Annotated in this window: 15 protein-coding genes; 11 read left to right on the forward strand and 4 right to left on the reverse strand. The window is 53.0% G+C overall.

Annotation, left to right across the window (positions count from 1 at the left end):
- Nucleotides 1-139: 139 nt before the first annotated feature.
- Nucleotides 140-1,129 (reverse strand): hypothetical protein, encoded by a 990-nt coding sequence (locus PY990_RS01440; RefSeq protein WP_275270089.1) that lies wholly within the window; start codon nucleotides 1,127-1,129, stop codon nucleotides 140-142.
- A 115-nt stretch (nucleotides 1,130-1,244) separates the two neighbouring features.
- Nucleotides 1,245-2,342: a calcium/sodium antiporter gene (locus PY990_RS01445; protein WP_275270090.1), complete on the reverse strand. Its 1,098-nt coding sequence runs from the start codon at nucleotides 2,340-2,342 to the stop codon at nucleotides 1,245-1,247.
- A gap of 149 nt (nucleotides 2,343-2,491) precedes the next feature.
- Between PY990_RS01445 and PY990_RS01450 the strand changes: the two genes are divergently transcribed.
- The gene (locus PY990_RS01450) at nucleotides 2,492-2,839 is read left to right on the forward strand and encodes a hypothetical protein (protein WP_275270091.1); all 348 of its coding nucleotides are present in this window, start codon (nucleotides 2,492-2,494) and stop codon (nucleotides 2,837-2,839) included.
- Nucleotides 2,840-2,856: 17 nt separating this feature from the next.
- Here the strand turns inward: PY990_RS01450 and PY990_RS01455 are convergent, their stop codons facing one another.
- Nucleotides 2,857-3,204 carry a DMT family protein gene (locus PY990_RS01455; RefSeq protein WP_008250158.1) on the reverse strand — a complete coding sequence of 116 codons (348 nt, stop codon included), beginning with the start codon at nucleotides 3,202-3,204 and terminating at the stop codon, nucleotides 2,857-2,859.
- A gap of 121 nt (nucleotides 3,205-3,325) precedes the next feature.
- Between PY990_RS01455 and PY990_RS01460 the strand changes: the two genes are divergently transcribed.
- The 8 genes from PY990_RS01460 (at nucleotide 3,326) to egtD (ending at nucleotide 10,658) form a co-directional block, all read left to right on the forward strand.
- A complete protein-coding gene (locus tag PY990_RS01460) occupies nucleotides 3,326-4,132 on the forward strand; it encodes a DUF547 domain-containing protein (protein ID WP_275270092.1) in 807 nt (268 codons plus the stop codon).
- A gap of 16 nt (nucleotides 4,133-4,148) precedes the next feature.
- The gene (locus tag PY990_RS01465) at nucleotides 4,149-5,504 is read left to right on the forward strand and encodes an ATP-grasp domain-containing protein (protein ID WP_275270093.1); all 1,356 of its coding nucleotides are present in this window, start codon (nucleotides 4,149-4,151) and stop codon (nucleotides 5,502-5,504) included.
- A complete protein-coding gene (locus PY990_RS01470) occupies nucleotides 5,504-6,100 on the forward strand; it encodes a YHS domain-containing (seleno)protein (RefSeq protein WP_275270094.1) in 597 nt (198 codons plus the stop codon). The genes PY990_RS01465 and PY990_RS01470 overlap by 1 nt, the downstream gene beginning before the upstream one ends.
- Before the next feature lie 119 nt (nucleotides 6,101-6,219).
- Complete coding sequence (locus PY990_RS01475) at nucleotides 6,220-7,095, forward strand: putative selenate ABC transporter substrate-binding protein (RefSeq protein WP_275270095.1); 876 nt, start codon at nucleotides 6,220-6,222, stop codon at nucleotides 7,093-7,095.
- A gap of 60 nt (nucleotides 7,096-7,155) precedes the next feature.
- Complete coding sequence (locus PY990_RS01480; RefSeq protein ID WP_275270096.1) at nucleotides 7,156-7,998, forward strand: phosphonate ABC transporter ATP-binding protein; 843 nt, start codon at nucleotides 7,156-7,158, stop codon at nucleotides 7,996-7,998.
- Entirely contained in the window at nucleotides 7,995-8,849 is an 855-nt protein-coding gene (locus PY990_RS01485; RefSeq protein WP_275270097.1) for a PhnE/PtxC family ABC transporter permease, read from the forward strand. The genes PY990_RS01480 and PY990_RS01485 overlap by 4 nt, the downstream gene beginning before the upstream one ends.
- Nucleotides 8,846-9,664, forward strand: coding sequence for a phosphonate ABC transporter, permease protein PhnE (phnE, locus tag PY990_RS01490; RefSeq protein ID WP_413789477.1), 819 nt, complete (start codon nucleotides 8,846-8,848; stop codon nucleotides 9,662-9,664). The genes PY990_RS01485 and phnE overlap by 4 nt, the downstream gene beginning before the upstream one ends.
- A gap of 22 nt (nucleotides 9,665-9,686) precedes the next feature.
- On the forward strand, nucleotides 9,687-10,658 hold the full coding sequence (egtD, locus tag PY990_RS01495) for an L-histidine N(alpha)-methyltransferase (protein ID WP_275270098.1): 972 nt from the start codon (nucleotides 9,687-9,689) through the stop codon (nucleotides 10,656-10,658).
- Nucleotides 10,659-10,962: 304 nt separating this feature from the next.
- On the opposite strand, the gene PY990_RS01500 is transcribed toward egtD, so the two are convergent.
- A complete protein-coding gene (locus PY990_RS01500) occupies nucleotides 10,963-12,156 on the reverse strand; it encodes a class I SAM-dependent methyltransferase (protein ID WP_275270099.1) in 1,194 nt (397 codons plus the stop codon).
- A gap of 117 nt (nucleotides 12,157-12,273) precedes the next feature.
- Between PY990_RS01500 and senB the strand changes: the two genes are divergently transcribed.
- Complete coding sequence (gene senB / locus PY990_RS01505) at nucleotides 12,274-13,335, forward strand: selenoneine biosynthesis selenosugar synthase SenB (protein ID WP_275270100.1); 1,062 nt, start codon at nucleotides 12,274-12,276, stop codon at nucleotides 13,333-13,335.
- Nucleotides 13,322-15,610 carry a selenide, water dikinase SelD gene (gene selD, locus PY990_RS01510; protein ID WP_275270101.1) on the forward strand — a complete coding sequence of 763 codons (2,289 nt, stop codon included), beginning with the start codon at nucleotides 13,322-13,324 and terminating at the stop codon, nucleotides 15,608-15,610. The genes senB and selD overlap by 14 nt, the downstream gene beginning before the upstream one ends.
- The last annotated feature ends 1 nt before the right edge of the window (nucleotide 15,611 follow it).

Genomic DNA, 15,611 nt, shown 5'->3' on the forward strand with positions numbered 1-15,611 from the left:
AATAAATATGCAGAAAATTCGTTCATATCATTTAACGAAAATAAACGATAAGATTGAATTTTAGGACAATAACGCCGAATTCGATTTATCAAAAGAATCAAAACAAGAAAACCAATTCATCTTTATTAACGAAAAAATTTCACCGCAAGGCTTTGCTGAAATTCCCCCTAAAAAACGCCTCTAACCGGAAGGTCAAAGCCAAGTAGGGATCCCGACCACCCTCCGTCGGAAAATGAACCTCGGGAATAATGTCAACAAACAGGATGTTTTTGTGTATATCACGTCGGTAGTAAGCTTGGAGCACATAGTCCTTAATGGTCTTCTCACCCCGATCTTCGCCAACCACAATCACTGCGTACCTCAGTGCGGTGCGTGAATTCAAAACACGGTTGATTTCCGCAGTTTGTGAAAACACTGTGGAGTCCCGCATTTCTTCATATTCTGCGTAGGTTTGAAAGCGCAGGGTTTTTTCTTCATCAAGCGGTTTATTCAAATCGAAATTCGTGCGCACTTGCAAGCCGCGTTGGTTGAATTGGGTCACCCGGCTCGATGAATTGATTTGCCATTTGCTCTCGCTGAAATTCCACTGCCTCAGCGCCGAGTAGCGAAGGTACGGATCCAGAGGAGCGCCGAACTTAACACCAACTCCCAAACCCTGAACCCAGGCTTTCGTGGGGTCTTTGGATGAACGCTGCTCTAGCCCCACAGCCGAATTGTTGGTGTCAAACCTCTCCCCGCCGCGCACTTCCCGAATGCCTTGTTCAGAAAGGCGACCCAAGGGTTCTTCAATGTCGCTTTCAATAATCAGGCGCAATCGCTTTTTGGTAGTTGGCATGTCCACCCGAAAACGAACGCTGGGATCCAGCTTTGAATCGCCGGGCTGAAGCCGTGTGTCCAGCGCAACGCGAAGAAAGGATTGATTTTCAACAAACAAACTGTCTTCGGTGCCAAAAAACTGATCAATGTTTCGGGCAGTGTTGTCGACCATTCGGGTTAAATCGTAATGCACGGGCTCAAAACGCTCTTGAAGCCAGACGGGCAAATCACTCTCAGTGTTTGCAGCTTGAGCAACTCCGCCCAAAGTAAACACGCACAAACCAACGGCAACAACGGTGGGGGCTATTTTCAAAGCCTTCTCCTGATCAAGCTGTACTGCAGGTCAATACACGATACCAATGTACGCCTTTAAGAAAGGGGGCGTAAGTCCCTGAATCCAGTGATCAATGCTGCTAAACACGTCGAGTTCAAGCGTTTGAATTTTCCTCCCCACTTTTTCTGCGCAACAAGCTGACCACCAAGGTGATCACTGTGATTGGCACGACAAAACTCAGCATGGTGTTCGAATACAAATCCAAGGCGTCATGCCCCTGGGCATCGAGAATCAAATACAACACGTAAGCGGTGTAATAGGCCAAAAACACACCGCCCTCCCAACGTGCAATTTCGCGTCCGGTCAAAAAGATTGGCAGGCAAGCAAACGCCACCGCCAACATCACCCACATGTCAAATGCAAGCAGAGAAGACGCGACCTGTAAACCTGCCGGGACCGCGACAATGCTTGACACACCCAGGCACGCAAGAATGTTGAAAGTACAACTACCCACCACATTTCCAACGGCAATGTCGCGTTCGCCCTTGAGGGCCGCCGCAATCGAGGTTGCCACCTCGGGCATGGATGTGCCCGCAGACACAATGGTCAAGGCGATCACCACGTCGCTAACGCCCATGGCCTTCGCAAACACAACAGCCGAACCCACAAGCCACTCAGAGCCCAACACCAGCAAACCCAAACCCAATACAATCAAGGCCAACTGCACTGGCAATTTGGAATCCCAACTGCCTTGCTCAGCCGGGTGCAATTCTTCATCAAATTCGGTTTGCGTGGCTTTGACTTGCGAGCGGGATTGAATAACAAGAAAAGCGGTGTAAGCCACCATGAGCACCACAAGAATGCCGCCATCGCTCCACGACAGTTGCCCATCCAGACTTAACAGGAGCAGCAACACTGAAGCACCAATCATGATCGGTACCTCCTGGCGAATCAATTGAAGGTTCACCACCAAAGGTGTGATCATGGCGCTTAGACCCAAAATAAACAGCACATTGAAAATATTGCTGCCCACCACGTTGCCAATCGCAATGTCGGTGGTACCCGCCAGCGCCGCGCCAACCGACACGGCCACCTCGGGCGCGCTGGTGCCAAACGCCACCACTGTCAAGCCCACCACCAAGGGTGAAATACCAAATGAAAAGGCCAGGTTGGATGCACCACGAACCAGTACATTGGCCCCCAAAATCAGCAAAGCCAGGCCGGCTATGAACAACAACACGTCGATCAACATTGAACTTCCCCTGTGCAACAACCCCATTGTGAGGGATAAGAATTCGCTCGATTTCTCACCCCGGATGTATTTCTCTTACGATGCAAATGTTACCGCCTGAATTCTATAAACGCATGAAACCCGTAATTTTCTGCCTCGAAGACTTCGAAATGCATCGTTTTGTTCTCGAAACGCATTTGACTCGCCTGCTGGCGGATCGGGTCGAGGTGAGATACTTTAGAAGCCTGGCCCAACTGAAAGCCTCGAACGGCGGCTGCCAGCTTCTTATTTCAGATCTGAATGTGATTGACTCTAAAGCGGAGAACACCGCCCGCTTTCTGCTCGAGTATTGCAAACACACCCCGGTCATTGTTCAGTCCACCGAAGAGGAACTGCCTTGGCAACTAGAACAACAAGCCGCTGGCCGAATTCAGGCTGCGGAAAAAGGTGGCCAAGGCCAACGGTTTACACAGGCCATTGAACACTTCATGGCGCAACTTGATCAAAAAGTCGTTTAGGCAAAGCGCGGTCACTGCTAAAGCTTGTCTCTGAAAATAAAATAGGCCGCACCCACCAGGCACAATCCAGCCCACAAATAATCCAGTTTCAACGGCTCTTTCATATAGAAAACCGCAAACGGTACAAACACGGTCAGCGTGATGATTTCCTGCATCACCTTTAACTGCCCCACCGACAATACGGTGTATCCGATCCGGTTTGCAGGCACCTGAAACAGGTATTCAAACAGGGCAATGCCCCAACTGACCAAAGCCGCAATAATCCAGGGCTTCTGGCTCATGTCTTTCAAATGGGCGTACCATGCAAAGGTCATGAAAATATTGCTGATCAACAGCATGGCTATGGTGACCGGAACAGCAGGCATGGCAACTCCAGATGATTTGGCGAAACTGAGGCGATTAATCTGCGGTAGTGTAACCAAATTGCCTTACCGGGCGAATACGCTCAATACATGCAACTCCAAATTACCTATTGCTTCATCCGTCATGCTTAAATTTGTCAAAACACTGATGCTGACTTTGGCCTTGTTGGTCAGCGGAACCAGCTTCGCTTCCGAGTTTGATCACAACTACACCGCGTGGAACAGCCTGCTTGCCAAACATGTGAAGTGGCTACCCGACAACAAGCAAACAGCCGTGGATTACGCTGGTTTTCAGAAAGACAGGCAGTCATTGAAAAAGGTATTGAATGATTGGTCTTCAGTTAGCCAAGCCGATTTCAATGGCTTCTCGAAAAACCAGCAAATGGCATTTTTAATCAATGCCTACAACGGCTTTACCATCGAATTGATTTTGACCAGGTATCCAAAAATCAAATCCATCAAGGAAATAGGTGGTGTGTTCAGCAGCCCCTGGAAGCAGGAATTTTTTACGCTATTGGGTGAAAAACGCCACCTGGACTGGATTGAACACGAGCAACTTCGCCCGAAGTACAAAGAGCCTCGCGTTCACGCCGCGGTGAACTGTGCCAGCATTGGTTGCCCTGCCTTGCGCAACGAAGCATTTACCGCCACAAAATTGAATGCCCAGCTGGACGATGGCATGCGTAGCTTTTTAAGCGACCCTAGTCGCAATCGGGTCAAGAACGGCGAGTTGCAGGTTAGTCCGATTTTCAAATGGTTTGCTGAAGACTTCGAAAAAGGCCACCAAGGTTTTAAAGAAGTGAAGGATGTATTTGCAAAATGGGCGAAAGACATGGGCCCCACGCCGGAAATAGTCGATAAAATCGCATCCAAATCATTGCCGATTGCGTATACAGAGTACGACTGGTCGCTCAACGACATCCAACGCTAATCCTAATTGCCTTTTCATGCCTCATCCAAAAACGCTGCTGCTGTTTAACTACGACTGGGACGCCCAGGGAGCTGACCGGCTTCGCGCCCAATGGCCCAGTGTGGTTTCAGGCTTTGATTTATTCACTTTCCCGAGCAATGCACGCTTGGCCTGGTTCGACACAGAACGTTTTGTGGCCAAGGCAGCTGTTTTGGCCAAACTGCACGGCGCCAAGGCAGTTGCATCCAACCACGAACAATTCGGGGCACTGTGCGCAGCCTTGCTCGCAGAGAAAATGGGGTGGCCTGGCACACCAGTGCAAGCCATTCTGGCTTGCCAGCACAAATTGCATGCCCGTGAGGTGCTGGAGCAAGTTGCGCCAGAAGCGAACCTGCCTTTTGCGCGGTTAAATGCGGCCTATGGCGGCCCAGTGCCCCAAGGCATTGAATACCCGCAATTTGTGAAACCCGTGAAGGCCGCATTCTCGGTGCTGTCACGACAAGTTAAAAGTGCTCAGGAACTTCACGACCACACACGCTTCGGCCCCTGGGAACTGTGGGTGATCAAGCACCTGGTTGAACCTTTCGAGCGAATTTCAAAAAAACGACTTCCTGAAGCCGGCACTGCACACAGCATGATGCTGGAAGCACCCATGCGCGGGCGGCAATACAACCTGGATGGCTATGTGTGGCAGGGCGAAGTTCGGCCACTGGGCGTGGTTGACGAGGTGATGTACCCCAACACCGATGCATTCATGCGCTTTGAGTACCCCAGCAAGTTGCACCCTGATGTACAAGCCCGCGCAGCCGATGTTGCCAGGCGTTTTCTGAATGCGGTTGGTTTTGATCACGGCCTGTTCAATATGGAATTTTTCCATGACGAAGCCACTGGTAAAATCACCGTGATCGAATTCAACCCGCGTATGGCCTCGCAGTTTTCCGACTTGTACCTGCGCGTGGATGGCATTGACCTGCATGAAATTGCCTTTGCACTGGCCCATGGCATAGACCCGGCTACGCTGGCACGCAAGGTGCCCACGGCAGGCGCCACCGCCAGCTTTGTTTACCGATCATTCGACCAGAAAGCCACGGTGCCCTTTCCAAGTTTTGTGCAAAAGGCCGCTTTCCGGAAAGCTTTCCCCGATGCCTTGCTGTTTGAATACCCCAAAGACGCCAAAGAATTGCAGCGGGATTTCAAATGGTTGCGAAGTTACCGCTATGGCATTGTCCATTTGGGTGGCGAAAACCCCCGCGACCTGCGACATCGTTGCGAGCACGCCAGTGCGCTGCTTGGCTGGCCAGCGCCCTACCTTGAAGACCCGGCTGGAACTGTTTTCAGCGAAACAGGTCAGTTCATTGACTTGATTCAACCACGCACAGGAGAAGTATTTTGATGATTTCACGCACCCACAAGCTATTGATCGCGGCCAGCCTGGTGCTGGGCCTAAGTGGATGCAGCGCCATGACCGCTCAAAACCCTGCCAGCGAACTGACACCTGTCAACGCCGCCGAAATGGAAGGTGCAGACCGACTGATGCTGTTTGGCGCAGATGTTGTGGCCTATTTCACACAAAACGCCTACGTACAGGGCAAGCCCGAATTCAGCAGCACCTATCAGGAAGTGGACTTTCACTTTGCAAGCGCTGAACACAAGGCCCTGTTTGATGCTGAACCCACCAAATACATTCCCCAATACGGCGGCTACTGCGCCAACGGCATCATGTTTGGCATTCCCTGGGGTGGCAATGCAAGCGACTTCCGCGTGGTGAACAACAAACTGTACATTTTCGGCGGCACCGTGTCACAGGCAGCCTTCGAACTCGAAATGGAGAAAAACATCGCCCTGGCCGACAGCTACTGGGAAAAAGAAGTGAAGGACAACAACAGCTTCATTCAACGTGCAAAGCGCTTGGTGATTCGAGTGCCACACTACAAAACAGGGGAAGAACAGGCCGCTGAAGTTCAGGCCGCCGGAAAGCTGGGCAGCTAACGATTAAAAATTAAATGTTAAAAAAACCGTCGCTCAAACATTTTACGGTTAAAACATAAATTGTTTGTGCGATTATCAATTTTCGAGTTTTTTCAATCGTTCTATACAACGAGGTACTCATGAAAAGTTCAGCAATCTCCATTTCACGTCGTCTCTTCTCTGTGGCAGCCATTGCGCTAGCCGCTGGCTTTTCAGTGTCTGCACACGCTGAACAAGTGTTGAGAGTAACCACCATTCCCGAAGAAGCCGCGACCGAGCAAATTCGCAAATTCGAACCACTGGCTGCCTATTTGTCCAAAGCCGTGGGCATGAAAGTTGAATTCACTCCTGTAAGCGACTATCCCGCCGCGGTCGAAGCCTTGGTCAACAAGAAAGTAGACCTGGTTTGGTTTGGCGGCTTTACCCATGTACAGGCCAACTTGCGCTCCAACGGCAAGGTCATTCCAATCGCCCAACGCGTGGAAGACACCAAGTTCCAATCCGTGTTCATTGCCAAAACTGATTCAGGCATCAAAACCCTGCAAGACATGAAGGGCAAACAAGTTTCATTTGGTTCACAAAGCAGCACCTCTGGCCACTTGATGCCACGCAGCTTCCTGCTCGAAGCAGGCCTTGAGCCAGAGAAGGCATTCAAGCGCGTGGCTTATTCTGGCGCACACGATGCCACCATTGCGTCAGTGGTTAGCGGCAAGGTAGACGCAGCAGCCCTGGACATCACCGTGTGGAAAAAGTTTGTGAACGAAAACAAGGTGGACACCAAAGCTGTAGACGTGTTCTACACCACCCCACCCTATTTCAATTACAACTGGACAGTACACCAAGACATGCCAGCCGATTTGCGCAAGAAAATCCAGAAAGCCCTGTTCGATCTGGACCCGGCAGTGCCTGAGCATGCAGAAATACTGAAGTTGAACCGCGCCACACGGTACGTTGACACCAAGCCTGAAAACTACAAAGGTTTGGAAAGCGCCGCTCGCAGCGCTGGCTTGTTATAATCAAAGAGTAGAAGGGGGCCCGCACTTGGGCCCTCGCAGTAATATGGGGAACGCAGCGCAGTGAAGCTTCAAATTCAGGACATTGATGCCTGCCATCCCTCCGCACCCTCCAGCAGCGTACCGGCGATCAAAAAAATGTCGCTGCAAGTCGGCAGTGGAGAACAAATCGCCCTGATCGGTCCTTCGGGCGCAGGTAAAACCACGCTGCTTCAGGTGCTTTCATGCACCCTGAAACCCTTGCATGGCAAGGTTGCCTTAAACGATCAGAGCCCTTGGACTTTAAGCAAACGCAATTTGCAAAAGCTGCGCGGCCAGTTGATTGTCGCACCCCAGGTGCCACCGCTGCCACCAAGGCAGCGTGTTATTACCTCGGTGTTGGCAGGGCGTTTGCCAGCCATGAACCTGGCACAAAGCATCAAATCACTGTTTTACCCGGTTGACATTCCGGCTGCGCACCACGCGCTGAGCAAGCTTGATTTGCCCGAGAAAATTTTTGAACGCGTTGACAGGCTTTCCGGGGGTGAACGCCAGCGCGTTGGCTTGGCTCGCTTGTTCGTCTCCCCGGCCAAACTCTGGCTGGTGGACGAACCCCTGTCAGCGCTTGACCCCACGCGGGCTCGGCTGGCCATGTCAGCACTCACTGAAACAGCACGCGAAAACGGGATTACCTTGGTGTGCACCTTGCACCAGGTGGACATGGCTTTAGCATTCTTCAATCGCATCGTGGGCCTGCGCCATGGTCAAATCGAATTTGATTTGCCCACCGAGCAAGTAACCCCGGCCATGCTGAAATCACTCTACTCCCAATACGAGCATGAGCTTCTGGGCCAACAAGACCGTGAATTGATCGAGAAACAATTCGAGCGAGTAACGCCCGCAGTTGTGGTCAACAATTGCCGATGAACAGCCTGCACTTGCCAGTACACAATCCGCGTTTTGATGTGCCCGCACGCGACCCGGCGTGGCATCAACGGCTGTTCTGGATTATTTTTACAGTTCTGCTGCTGTGGCCATTGACTGAGGCCACCGAATTTCGGCCTTCGGTTTTGTTTGAAGCCGAGAACATGAAAATCAGCGCCGAATTTATTGGCAGCTTTTTTCCACCCGTACTCGAACCCGATTTGCTCGCCAGAATTCTGCGCGAAACCTGGAAAACCGTTGCCATTGCAACGGCAGGTATGGTGCTGGCCCTGATCATTGCTTTCCCGCTCACCATTTTGTCCACCCGGGTTTTGTCAGTGTCGGCCATCTCGGGGAAAATGGCAGCCCTGCCCTTTGCGATTCGTCAAACCATTCGCTGGACCCTGATTATCCTTCGCAGCATCCCCGAACTGGTGTGGGCACTGGTGTTTGTTCGCGTTGTTGGGCTTGGCCCCACCGCAGGCGTATTGGCCATTGCGCTTACTTACGGTGGCATGCTGGGCAAAGTGTATGGTGAAATTCTGGAAAGTGGTGAGACCACGCCGACAGAAACATTGCTGAGAAACGGCACCGGGCGCTTACAGGCATTCTTCTACGGCCTGCTGCCCCAGAATGTGATGGAGCTGACCTCCTACACAGTGTACCGCTGGGAATGTGCCATTAGATCGTCGGTCGTACTGGGTTTTGTGGGTGCTGGCGGCCTGGGTCAGGAACTCGACAATTCCATGAAGATGTTCAATGGAGGTGAGGTGTCCACCATGCTGATTGTCTTCATCCTGCTGGTGGCCTTGGCCGACGCGGTCAGCGCGTTTTTCCGGAAGCGTTTGGTATGAGCAATTTGCAAAATACGGCCTGCCCCACCAAAGCGCCCCCAGTCATGAAAGGGGGAACGGCCGCTTTGCTGTTGGGCATGCTCACCCTGATCGTGGCGAGTTTCTGGACACTGAACCTGAAATGGGGTGAATTTTTATCCGTGGAAGCGTTTCAATCCATGGGTCGATTCATCGCCGAATTTTTCCCGATGGACACCCAACCAGCATTCCTGACCAAAGTGGGTTGGGGTACGCTTGAAACACTGGCCATGTCGCTGTTGGGAACAGCGCTGGCTGCTGTGGCTGGCCTTGCTTTGGCCATACCCGCAAGCAAGCTGCACAGCAATGACAAAGGCTACATGCGCACGCCTACCCGCTGGGTGCTCAATGCTTTACGCTCGATTCCCGAGTTGGTGTGGGCCGCGCTGCTGCTGATTTCTGCGGGCCTGGGTCCTTTTGCAGGCACGCTGGCGCTGGCCTTTCACACCACAGGGGTGCTGGGCAGGCTGTTTGCTGAATCCATTGAAAATGCGCCTTCGGAGCCTGCCGACGCATTGCGCACGCAGGGCATTGGCAACTTGAAAGTATTTTATTTCACCACCTTGCCGCAAGTACTGCCCCAACTCATGAGCTACACCCTGTACCGCTGGGAAAACAACATTCGCGCAGCTGCGGTGTTGGGCGTGGTAGGTGCCGGCGGTTTGGGGCAATTGTTGTCGTTCCACATGGGTTTGTTCCAGATGGGCAAAACCGCCACCATTCTGGCAGCCATGTTGCTCTTGGTCGCAATTGTGGACAGCATGAGCTACCACCTGCGCCGCACCTTGACCCGATGAATTCGTTCAACCCAAGAAAGCCATGAACCCAACACCGCAATTCATACAGATTTATCAAGGCCAGGCCGAGCACATTCGAGAGGAATTGCTCAGTGGCCTGCGTGCCAGCAAAGCACACACCTCGCCCAAATACCTGTACGACGAATTGGGCTCGAAACTGTTCGAAGCCATTACCTGCATACCCGAGTACTACCCCACCCGCACTGAAGCTATGATTTTTGCCAGCCACGGGCACGACATGGCAAGACAGGTACCCAAGGGCTCGGTGTTCATCGACCTGGGAGCAGGCAATTGCGAGAAAGCAGCCCGACTTTTTAATGTATTCCACCCGGCACGTTATGTGGCCGTGGACATTTCCGTGGACTTTTTAAAAGGCTCACTGGAATGCCTGCAACGGCAATTTCCTGAGCTGGAAATGGCAGGTGTGGGCCTCGATTTCTCCAGCGAACTGAACCTGCCCGCTGGCCTGGCCCTGAACCCCTCGCAACCGCGAATCATGTTTTACCCAGGGTCCAGCATTGGCAACTTCACACCCGAGGAAGCACTGCTGTTTTTAAAACAGGTGCATGCGGTATGTGCCACGGCCACAGGGGGTGGCCTACTGATTGGGGTCGACCTGGTAAAAAGCAAATCTGTGCTTGAAGCCGCCTACGACGACGCATTGGGCGTAACCGCCGCATTTAACCGCAACATGTTGCTGCACTTCAACATGCTGGCTGGCACCAACTTCCAACTGGAAGACTGGAAACACATCGGCCTGTACAACACCGAACTGAGCCGCATTGAAATGCACCTGGAAGCACTGCGGGATGTTGTGGTGACCTGGGAAGGTGGTGAACGCCAGTTTGTGGAAGGCGAGCGAATTCACACCGAAAATTCTTACAAGTGGACGCTGACCGGGTTCGAAGACTTGCTGAAACGCGCAGGTTTTGGTGCTTGCAAAGCTTACACCGATCCCGAACAGAAATTTGCGGTGTTTTGGGCAAAGGCTTGAAGGCTGACAATTCGTATCGCCAACTCAGCGGGATCAATCACTGTCTGGTTAATTCGTCACCGTCTTGTCGCTTAATCGGCAGCGATGTCTCAATCGTTTCGCCTTCAAGAAAACCTGCCCGTTTGAATTCACACGCCACGGTCAGCCTCAGGCTGACACCAAGGCTTGGCCAGCTTTTTTACCAAGCTTGGTGAGTCAGTGTGAATATCAAAAAGGGAAATACAGGTTTTCAGGCGAACGCATTGGGATTCGCGCTGATTAAGCGATAAGCAATGCGCAACGATAGCGACAACAGGCATGCCAATTAGCCAGCAGCAAGTCGCCACAAACTGGTCATTTCCTTCGACCGTGCATCAAACAGCGCATCACTGGCATCAAAGGCCTTGCCATGCTTGGGCTTTGCATCTGTGCGGCCCAATACTTTCAAGCCCGCCAGCTCAATCCAGCCCAGCAACTCTTCCCGCGTGCGCAACTTTAAATGCTCTGCCAAGTCCGACAGAATCAACCAGCCTTCTCCGCCCGCATTCAAATGCGCAGCCAGGCCCGCCAGATAAGCTTTCAACATGCCACTGTTTTCATCGTAAATAGCACGTTCAATCGGTGAAGTGGGCTTGCCCGGTAACCAAGGCGGGTTGCACACAATCAAATCCGCTTTGCCGTCAGCAAACATATCAGCTTGCACCACTTTCACCTGCTTGCCCATGCCCAAATTCTGGATATTGAATTGCGCACATTCCAGTGCGCGTGGGTCATTGTCGGTGGCCACAATATTGCTTAACCAACGTTGCGCCAGCACCGCGGCCAACACCCCAGTACCTGTGCCCACATCCATGGCAGTGCCGTTCACTTCGCAGGCTTTGGGCATCGGTGCTTTTAACACCAAATCAACATATTCGCCACGCACTGGTGAAAACACACCGTAATACGGATGAATGCGGTTACTGGGCGGGTCGCCCAGGGCTGGCACATCCACACCCTTCTTGCGCCATTCATGCGCACCTACCACACCCATCATCTCGCGCAGCGAAGTCACAATCATCGGGCCGTCTACGTGTGGCTCGCCCCATGCTTCTGTGCATGCCGCCAATACATCGGGTGCGCGACGCAATGGAATGCTGTAGTCCGCATTGAAAGGGATGAGGATGGAACCCAGAATTCGGGCACGCTGAGCCTGGGCCTGGCGGTAAAGGTGAAACTTCTGGGGGTAGTCCACATCGGCCTTGCCTGCTTTCGCGGATTTGCTTTTCTTGTGCTCTGCGTTTTTGTCTACGCGGCGCACCAAAGCTTGCATCAACTGGCGGGCATTCTGAAAATCGCTTTGCCACAAAAACACATTGCCTTCGCAAGCCAGGCGGTACGCCATGTCGGCGGTCAAAGTATCGTCGGCAAGCATTACTTTGCCAGGCACCGCCAAATTGCGTTCCGACTGCCAGCGCGCGCTGAAGGTTTCCTCGCCTTTGGTCCATTGGATCACGGGGGTTTCTTGGGCTGATTGCATGCGGGTTCTCGCGGTGATTGGCGTGTTGGTTCGTGTAAACTTCTTCTGGGTCGCAGTGTACCACCTTGGGTGGCTGACACTTCGAACCATCCCATACCAAATAGAGTGGCTGTTGTCTTGATTAAACCATCCATCGTCATCGTAAGCCCTGCCTTGGCCGACGCCAACAACGGCAATTGGCAAACAGCGCGCCGCTGGCAACTGTTTTTGTCCGAACACTTCAACGTTCGCATTGTGAAGCACTGGGAGCATTCGGCAACCACAGAGCAGGACGTGGCCATGATCGCCCTGCATGCCCGCCGTTCTGCCGACTCTATTGCTGCATGGGCACAAAGCCGCGGCACCGATGCGCAAGGAAGCCTGGGGCTAATACTGGCGCTGACCGGCACTGACCTGTACCGAGACATTGAAACCGATGAAACCGCACAGAAATCACTCGAATTGGCGCGACATTTGATTGTGTTGCAGGAAAAGGGTGTCGAGAAGCTGAATGAAAACCTGCAGAAGAAGACATCGGTGATTTTTCAATCGACCACTTCGCGCAAAACCCTGAACAAGGCCAAACGCCGATTGAAGGTGGTGATGGTGGGGCATTTGCGCGATGAAAAAATGCCACAAACCCTGATGGAAGCGGCGGTGCTGCTGCGTGGCTACCCGGATATTTTCATCGATCACATTGGCGGGCCATTAGACCCTGAATTGGCACAAGCCGCCGAAGAAACGATGCAAGCTTGCCCCAACTACCGCTGGCTGGGCAACCAGCCCCACGGTGCTACCCGCACGCGCATTCAACGCGCCCATGTGCTGGTGCACGCCAGCAAAATGGAAGGTGGGGCGCATGTGATCATGGAAGCTGTGTGCAGCGGCACGCCAGTGGTCGCCAGCTACATTGACGGCAACATCGGCATGCTGGGTGCAACTTACCCCGGTTACTTCCCCTTGGGCAACTCACATGCCCTGGCCAATGTGCTAACCCAATTGCAAGAAGACATTGTGAATCCGAAACCCTTGCCACCGGGTAAATCCAGTATGTACACCAAATTGAAAAGCCAATGCGCCGAGCGGGCCAAATTATTTGCCCCGGAAAACGAACAAAACCGTTTAATTGCACTCGTACAACGAGCAGTTCAAAACAACAACGAAGCCAACCCACAAGAAGTACAGCATGCAAACATCTGACCAACCCATTCTTCGTGACATTGTGCTGGTAGGCGGCGGCCACAGCCATGTGGGTGTGCTGCGCATGTTTGGCATGAAGCCTTGGCCCGGCGTGCGCCTGACCTTGATTTGTACGGATATTCACACCCCCTATTCCGGCATGCTGCCCGGCTACATTGCAGGCCACTACAGCTATGACGACGTGCACATTGACCTGGGTCGCCTGTGCGCCTTTGCAGGTGCACGCTTGTTCAAAGACGAAGTAGTTGGCATTGACCGAGCCAATCAAAAGGTAATTTGCAAGAATCGCCCGCCAGTGGCTTACGATGCGCTGTCCATCAACATTGGCAGCACGCCCCAGGTGCAATTGGTGCCTGGCGCACTGGAAAATGCAGTGCCAGTCAAGCCGATTGCAAGGTTCAACCAGCGTTGGGTTAACTTGCTGGACCGTGTAAAAATCCATGCAGGCAAAACCACCATTGCTGTGGTGGGTGGCGGTGCCGGTGGTGTTGAACTGGCGCTGGCCATGCAATTTCGCCTGCGCAATGAATTGACTGCGATGGGGCGCAACCCGGATGAACTGGAATTTCACCTGTTCACTGCAGATTCTGATGTATTGCCCACCCACAACCCAGGCGTGCGTGCGAGGTTCGAGAAAGTATTGAATGAACGTGGTGTGGTGCTACACCGTGACGCCGAAGTGGTGCAACTGGATGGCCACACCCTGCAAACCAAGCGGGGTGAGCACTTGCATGCCGACGAAATCATGTGGGTTACGCAAGCAGGCGGTGCCGCATGGCTTGCGAACACCGACCTTGAACTGGATTCCCGTGGCTTCATCAATGTGGGCCCTACCTTACAGACCACGCGAGATCCAAAAATTTTTGCAGCAGGCGACATTGCAAACCTGACCAGCACACCGCTTGAGAAAGCAGGCGTGTTTGCGGTGCGCATGGGCAAACCACTGACCAAGAACCTTCACCTGTTTGTTCAAGGCGCCGACCTGCTGGAATACCGTCCACAAAAAACATGGTTGGCCCTGATCAGTACGGGCGACAAATATGCAGTGGCATCCAAGGGTTCACTGGGCTTCGCAGGCGCATGGGTTTGGCAATGGAAAGACTGGATTGATCGCCGTTTCATGGCGAAATTCAGTGACTTTCCAGACATGGATTCAAACGCAAAACCAGCTGGTGGCAACAGCACACCGAATTTGGCACTGACACAGGAAGAAAGCCTGCAAGCCATTTCAGCCATTGCAATGCGTTGCGGCGGTTGCGGTGCCAAAGTGGGTTCCACAGTTTTATCTCGCGCACTCGGTAACCTAAAACCGGTGGATCGCGAAGACGTATTGGTAGGCCTGCATGCACCCGATGATGCTGCAATTGTGAAAGTACCACCTGGCAAAGCCATGGTGCACACCGTCGACTTCTTCCGGGCCTTTGTGGACGACCCCTATATTTTTGGCAAGGTTGCAGCCAACCATGCACTGGGCGATGTGTTTGCCATGGGCGGCGAGGCACAATCGGCCACCGCCGTGGTCACGGTGCCGCCGGGGCTGGAATCGAAAGTTGAAGAGTTGCTGTTTCAAATGATGAGTGGTGCAGTGGAGGTTTTGAACGATGCAGGCTGCGCATTGGTGGGTGGCCACACCGGAGAAGGCCGCGAGCTGGCCCTGGGTTTTGCCATCAACGGTTTGGTGGATGAAAACCTGGATGGCGTGATGATCAAGGGCGGCATGCGGCCTGGCGATGCAATTTTGCTGACCAAACCCATTGGCACTGGCACCTTGTTCGCCGCCCTGCCGCAGTTGAAAACCAAAGGCCGCTGGATAGATGCTGCGCTGGAATCGATGGTGAAAAGCAACCGCTTGGGCGCACAGTGCCTGCGTGAATATGGATCGAAGGCTTGTACAGACCTGACTGGTTTCGGCCTGTTGGGTCACCTCGTGGAAATGACCCGTCCCTCTGAAGTGGATGCCGAACTTGATTTAAGCGCCCTGCCCCTGCTGGACGGTGCGCTTGACATGGTCAGCGCAGGCATTGTCAGTTCTCTGCAACCTGCGAACGTGCGCTTGCGCCGAGCCATTCGAAATCAGGCTGAGTATGTGAATGACCCGCGCTACCCATTGATATTTGATCCGCAAACCGCAGGTGGTTTGCTGGCCACCGTGCCCGGCGAAAAAGCAGAGGCCTGTGTGGCTGCATTGAAGCAACTGGGCTATGAACACACCGCCATTATTGGCCGCATACTGCCGCAAGGCGAGGCCATTGAGCCAATCGTATTGAAGGGTTAAG

This window comes from Limnobacter olei, from assembly GCF_029087225.1.
GTDB classification, from domain to species: Bacteria; Pseudomonadota; Gammaproteobacteria; order Burkholderiales; family Burkholderiaceae_B; genus Limnobacter; species Limnobacter olei.